We start from the raw sequence: 5555 nt of genomic DNA, 5'->3' as shown, positions 1-5555 counted from the left end.
CTTGTTGTCCTGCCGCTGACAGACCTGTCTTGCGCAGCAGTATAGTCATCTGTGCCATACGGAAACAATGGCTTAGTATCTGTTTAGAGCTTTGGATGTGGCATGGGGACTTGGCTCTCCCGCACTTATTTTAAACTTGCTAACACTACAGCGAAACTTATAAAATTTTATGCCTGCCTCAATTGGGGACAGGCACCCCCGCACTTATTGTGGACGCGGAGCGTCCGGGGAATGTTCCCACGCAGAGCGTGGGAACAATAAGAAAAGAGCCAGTCCCCGCAGGTCAATCATAAGTTTCGCTGTAGTGCTAATCATCCTTCAGAAAAATAAGTGCGGGGGTGCCTGTCCCCTGCTTTCCTTAAAAGCGCTAAACAGATACAAGGCTTAACTGATGGTGATAAATTGAATATAGCAGTGTTATTTTTCATGAGTCAAGGTAATAATCGTCCTACATTTTTCATTATTGCCGGTTGCCTTTACAACGCCTGTCACCAGGTGGGTGCCGGCCAGCTGTCTTCCATAGTAGTACCGTGGGCAAAACGTCTTGGTTTTCTTGTATCTGTTTAGAAAAGGCCTGGGGGAATGTCCCGGCGTATCTGTTCAGCGCTTTTAAGGAAACAGGGGACAGGCACTCCGTGACCAGCTTGAGCATCATGTTATGCTCAGAATGACTCATTTTCTGGGACAAGTGGATCCCGTAAGAGCCAGTCCCCCTGCTACATGCAAAGCGCTAAACAGATACTTCCCGGCTATGTAAGATTGTGCAACTTCACAAAATTTCGCGGTTGTGATTTTTTTTGTGAGGGAAAATATCGCGGGGACTGTCCCCTGGCCGGTATCTGCCCCCCTGAATGGTTGCGCCAGTGAAAAACCAGCTTAAGGAACCCCTCATATTTGGCCATGTTTCCATAAAATTTCCGGCAATCTAACTTGTCTGCTTGACTAAATCTTCATCTTCATTTGCAATGACATTTCTTTGTTGAACGAATAATTCCTGCTGTAGGTACTTAATAAAAAAATAATTCAACACCCCGTGGTCGCGACTAAATAAAGGAGACCAAAGTGCTTCAAAGAGCTGCGGTCAAAATCAGTCTAAAGGAACCCCGGAAAAAGCTGGTGCACATGTTCGAGTTTCTGGGCAATTTCGGTACCAGGGATATTCACCTTATCCATGCGACTCCAAAAATCACTTCCCAGCATAGGCGCGAAATTGAGGAACAGCTGGAAAAAACCTCCAAAGACGCCGTTAATTTCGGTTTCAACGTATATACGCATATTCTCAGCGGCCATGTCCCCACCAGCATCATCGAGACCGCTGAAGAAAAAAAAGCGGGCTTTATAGCCATTTTCTGGATGCCCAAGTCACTTTTCCGCAATGCCCTGTTTGGAAATATCGACTCGGACATACTCCGACTGAGCAATCTCCCTGTGTTTATTTACAATCCCGGCCTGTTCAGATCCTCAGCCAACATGGAGCAGGTCTTATACGCCACTGATTTCAAGCATACCGATGCGGCCGTCCTGCCTTACCTGGTGGACCGCAGGTTTACGGCCAGCAAGCTCAATATCCTCCACGTGGGGGAAAGGGCCCCTGATCCGGCCACAGAAGAAAAACGCAGAAAAAACGTTCTGGGCAGCCTAAATGCCCTGGCCCGTCAATGCGCCCATGCTTATGACAGTGTTCAGACCATTGAGACCATTGGTCAGGCCCGCAAGCAGATCGTCAAACAGGCGGCAATGCTTGATGCTGATCTCATTGTTGTGGGCAAGTCGGACAGAGCCGACACCGTAAGCCGGATGATGGGCTCTACTGCGGAAATTCTGCCCCACAGGGCCGGGCGCAGTGTTTTCATTATACCCGTTGCCTGCAGGCTGCCTTTTTCACAAAACAACAAGGATAGCGGCTTCCATGGAACTTAAAAGCATTCTTAAACGCAACATAGTATTCGTGATATCGTTGCTGGCCATTCTATTGGTGATCCTGGCGGGCATATTCTCCGCCGAGGCCCTGGACAGATGGTCTGCCTGGCTGCACGGAAAAATCATCAGCAATTTCGGCTGGTTTTATTTAATTGCTACGTTTATGTTTCTTGTCTTCAGCCTGTACATGGCTCTTAGCAAGTACGGCCATATCAAACTTGGTATGGACTATGAAAAACCCAGATTTTCCTATTTCGGCTGGGCCAGTATGCTTTTTGCCGCAGGTATGGGCATCGGGCTGATATTCTGGAGTGTGGCCGAGCCCATGAGTCACTACATGCACCCGCCCGGATATATAGAGCCAAGGTCGCCCGAGGCGGCCAGGTTCGCCATGCTGCACAGCTTTTTTCACTGGGGGGTGCATCCGTGGGCGGTGTATGTTGTAATGAGCCTGTGCATAGCCTATTTCTCCTTCAGGCGGGGAATGCCGCCGCTCATCTCCAGCTGCTTTTACCCTCTAATCGGAGACAGAATCAACGGGTTCGCCGGCTACTTAATTGACATCCTTGCAGTGTTCGCCACGGTATTCGGCATTGTGACCTCCCTGGGCCTGGGGGCCATGCAGATCAACAGCGGCCTGGCTTCAATACTTCCCTTTGAGGCCGATATCTTCAGTACACTGGTCATCATCGGCATTATTACGATCATCTTCATGGGATCCAGCTTGGCCGGGCTGGACAAGGGTATGCAGATAATGAGCAAAGGCAATGTCATGCTCGCTGTACTGCTCCTTGCATTCATGCTCGTGCTGGGCCCCACCAACATGATCCTGAATATCTTCATCAGCACGGCTTCCGACTACATCACCGCCCTTTTCAATATAAGCCTCACCGCCAACCCATTCATCGGCCTGGAATGGACTCAGGACTGGACCCTTTTCTACTGGGCCTGGTGGATCTCCTGGTCTCCATTCGTGGGTCTTTTTATCGCCAGCATTTCCCGGGGCAGGACAATTCGTGAGTTTATTACCGGGGCCCTTCTTATTCCCACCGGGCTTACCTTTGTCTGGTTCAGCGTGTTCGGCGGGACCGCCTTCAGCCTTGAACTGGGCAATGATGCGGGCATAGCCGCTGCTGTGGCTCAGGATATTTCCACCGGTCTTTTTCACCTCTATGCGTTTTTTCCCTTGAGTGCAGTACTCACCCTCATCACAATACTTCTCCTGGTGATCTTTTTCGTGACTTCGGCGGATGCAGCCACCTTTGTTCTGAGCCTCATGACCTCCAGGGGTAAGGCCGACCCTCCCACAGGCAAAAAAATCGTCTGGGGACTTACCGTTGCCGTAACCGCAGCCATACTGCTCCTGGCCGGGGGCCTGGAAGGACTGCAGCGCATGGCCATTGCAGCGGCCCTGCCCTTTTCAGCCATCATGCTTCTCATGTGCGCCTGCCTGCTAAGAGGTTTACGCTACGAGTTTCGGTATGAGAGACAGGAATGATTGTCAGTTGGGGACAGGCACCACCGCACTTATTTTTATTAAAAATGATCTTGGTTTTATTGGAAAAAATAAGTGCGGGGAGAGCCAGTCCCCGCAGGTCAATCATAAGTTTCGCTGTAGTGCTATTAACAATTAACAAATAACAGATAACTGGGTTGCGGGCATAGCCCGCCTTAGGGGTATCTTACCTGCAGGTTCTGATTCTGGCCAGTTCCTGGGCATAACCGTAGATGTGCAGACCTTTGGACGAGGCGAATATTGGACCCGGCTCCACCTGATCGATACCGTCCGCCATGAATTTCTGCAGCACAGCAATGCCGGCCAGGTTCGCCGGAAAACCTCCCCACAGGTCCCAGGACCGGAAATATGGATAAAACACCAACTTCCCGTCCCTTATGCGCATATCGATATGACGCAGGCATGGAGGATCGTTTAGAAGGTAATCCTCCGGCCGGCCCACCTGCAGGATTGCCTGGTTGGTGTTCCAGGTCTGGTTGAATTTTTCAGTCCAGTGCAACATCTGCTGGTACAGTCGCTCCCCGTAGGTGTAGTCTTCTCCGGGTTCCTTTTGCGGGGACATGAGATACGGCATGTACTGTTCCACGTAACCGTTCTCAACAGGGTTTGGAATCCCGAGATGAGGCGGCACCTGGGGCAGCATCAAATCCCACGGTTCCATGTACGGGTTTTCTATTAGCACGGTGACAAAGTCGAACTCCTGTCTTTCTTCGCCCACCATGGAGCCGTGCTGGATGGTATACTTACAGCCATGATCAATAATGGCGTAAAGTGCCTGAAACCAGGCATCAGGAATATCTGTAGCTGTGATGCTGATATGCTGGATCATAAATAAGCAGCCTTGAGAGTAGTTTTTTAGTGATGCATTATTGCTGCCGAGCATGTCATGTAATGGCGCAAAAATCAAATGCTGAGAACCTTGTCCCCACGGTTCAAGTCCCAAAAGATATCCATTCTCAAGGCCGGATAAGGGCCTGCGGACAATCCCAGATGCACCTGCAAAAAGTCGGGGAATGAAAAATTCACAAATCAACAATATACATAACTCTTTGATTTTACTGCCTGTCACGCCTGTGGCGTGATGAAATAACTCCTTTGAGTTCCCGAAGGGATTTCACTGGGGACCTCTGATCTGTGACGTCTGTGACTGCAAAAATGACTTTTTGCAGTCACATCATCCCAGTTACCTATTTGGTAACGACATCATATTCCCGAATATGTGCCGATAGCCTTATTATTCTGGTCCCGGCACGCCCGGGTACAGGTCTTAGAGCCGATAAGCTTCCAAAGCATCTTTTTCCGCTGGATCATGAACCGATGAGAACAGCGGTTCACTTTTTTCCAGGCAGTCCTGGATTACTTCCAGGGGATCATCTCCTTCTTCTATTCTCTTGAGCCACCGGGAAAAACCCAGGAAATTATGAACAGGCTCTCCTGCCTGTTTATTGCGGACTTCCTGAATAATATGCAGGCCCTGCCTTATACGATGTTCCAGGGTTTGCACCTTGTGCTGTTTTTTTGCCAAAGCCTGAATTAAAAAATCTATAAACTGTTTAGTATCGCTCCATTTTTCCTTGAGCGACTGGATTTGAAATTCTATTGCTGCATTTTTTCGTCTTTCATGAACTACTTTATAATCCACGAATACGCTTGACACCAGTACAATAAAAACAATGAAGTTTCTATGGGCCTCCTGCTTCTGAAATACCATTCTGCCGGACTCATCCAGGTCCACCTCATCGAAATAGACGCAAACCCCCGGCTGGGCACCGCTGATCACGGAGCCTAAAGAGTACACTTGCAGGGATTGATCAAACCTCTTGGATTGCAGCTCAATCTCCTGTCCATCAATATCGATAATAAAAGAGTCAAACATTCCCATATCAAAAACTCCGTAAAATCAAGCTGTTAAGTATCTGTTTAGGCGCTTAGCACAAATTTCAAACAAACATGTTGGTCGTAAAAATCGGTTCCTGGTTCCTGGTTCTTCGTTCGTGGTTACCTCTCGTTCCCAGGCTCCAGCCTGGGAACGTTTAGTTCTTGCGGCTCCAGCCGCTTCTTAAAAAATGTAGCTGGAGCCACAAAAAAGAAAAAAATCCTTGCTTGCATGTTTGTAGGG

The 5555-nt window shown here is 49.0% G+C and carries 4 protein-coding genes; 2 read left to right on the top strand and 2 right to left on the bottom strand.

All coding sequences use genetic code 11. The features are described 5' to 3' along the window. The first annotated feature begins 1062 nt into the window (after positions 1-1062). Together QZP87_RS10895 and QZP87_RS10890 are read left to right on the top strand one after the other, a co-directional pair. Positions 1063-1920, top strand: a complete 858-nt coding sequence (locus QZP87_RS10895) for a universal stress protein (protein WP_291322951.1) — start codon at positions 1063-1065, stop codon at positions 1918-1920. Beyond that, positions 1910-3418 carry a BCCT family transporter gene (locus tag QZP87_RS10890; protein ID WP_291322950.1) on the top strand — a complete coding sequence of 503 codons (1509 nt, stop codon included), beginning with the start codon at positions 1910-1912 and terminating at the stop codon, positions 3416-3418. Before QZP87_RS10895 ends, QZP87_RS10890 begins: the two co-directional genes overlap by 11 nt. 184 nt (positions 3419-3602) lie before the next feature. On the opposite strand, the gene QZP87_RS10885 is transcribed toward QZP87_RS10890, so the two are convergent. Beyond that, positions 3603-4265: a thymidylate synthase gene (locus tag QZP87_RS10885; protein ID WP_291322949.1), complete on the bottom strand. Its 663-nt coding sequence runs from the start codon at positions 4263-4265 to the stop codon at positions 3603-3605. A gap of 438 nt (positions 4266-4703) precedes the next feature. Then, a complete protein-coding gene (locus tag QZP87_RS10880; RefSeq protein WP_291322948.1) occupies positions 4704-5318 on the bottom strand; it encodes a hypothetical protein in 615 nt (204 codons plus the stop codon). Between the last annotated feature and the right edge of the window lie 237 nt (positions 5319-5555).

Source organism: Desulfonatronospira sp. (genome assembly GCA_003563255.1).
Taxonomy (GTDB): domain Bacteria; phylum Desulfobacterota; class Desulfovibrionia; order Desulfovibrionales; family Desulfonatronovibrionaceae; genus Desulfonatronospira.
The sequence above is the reverse complement of the archived record's forward strand: the minus strand, read 5'-3'. Positions and strand labels throughout refer to the sequence as shown.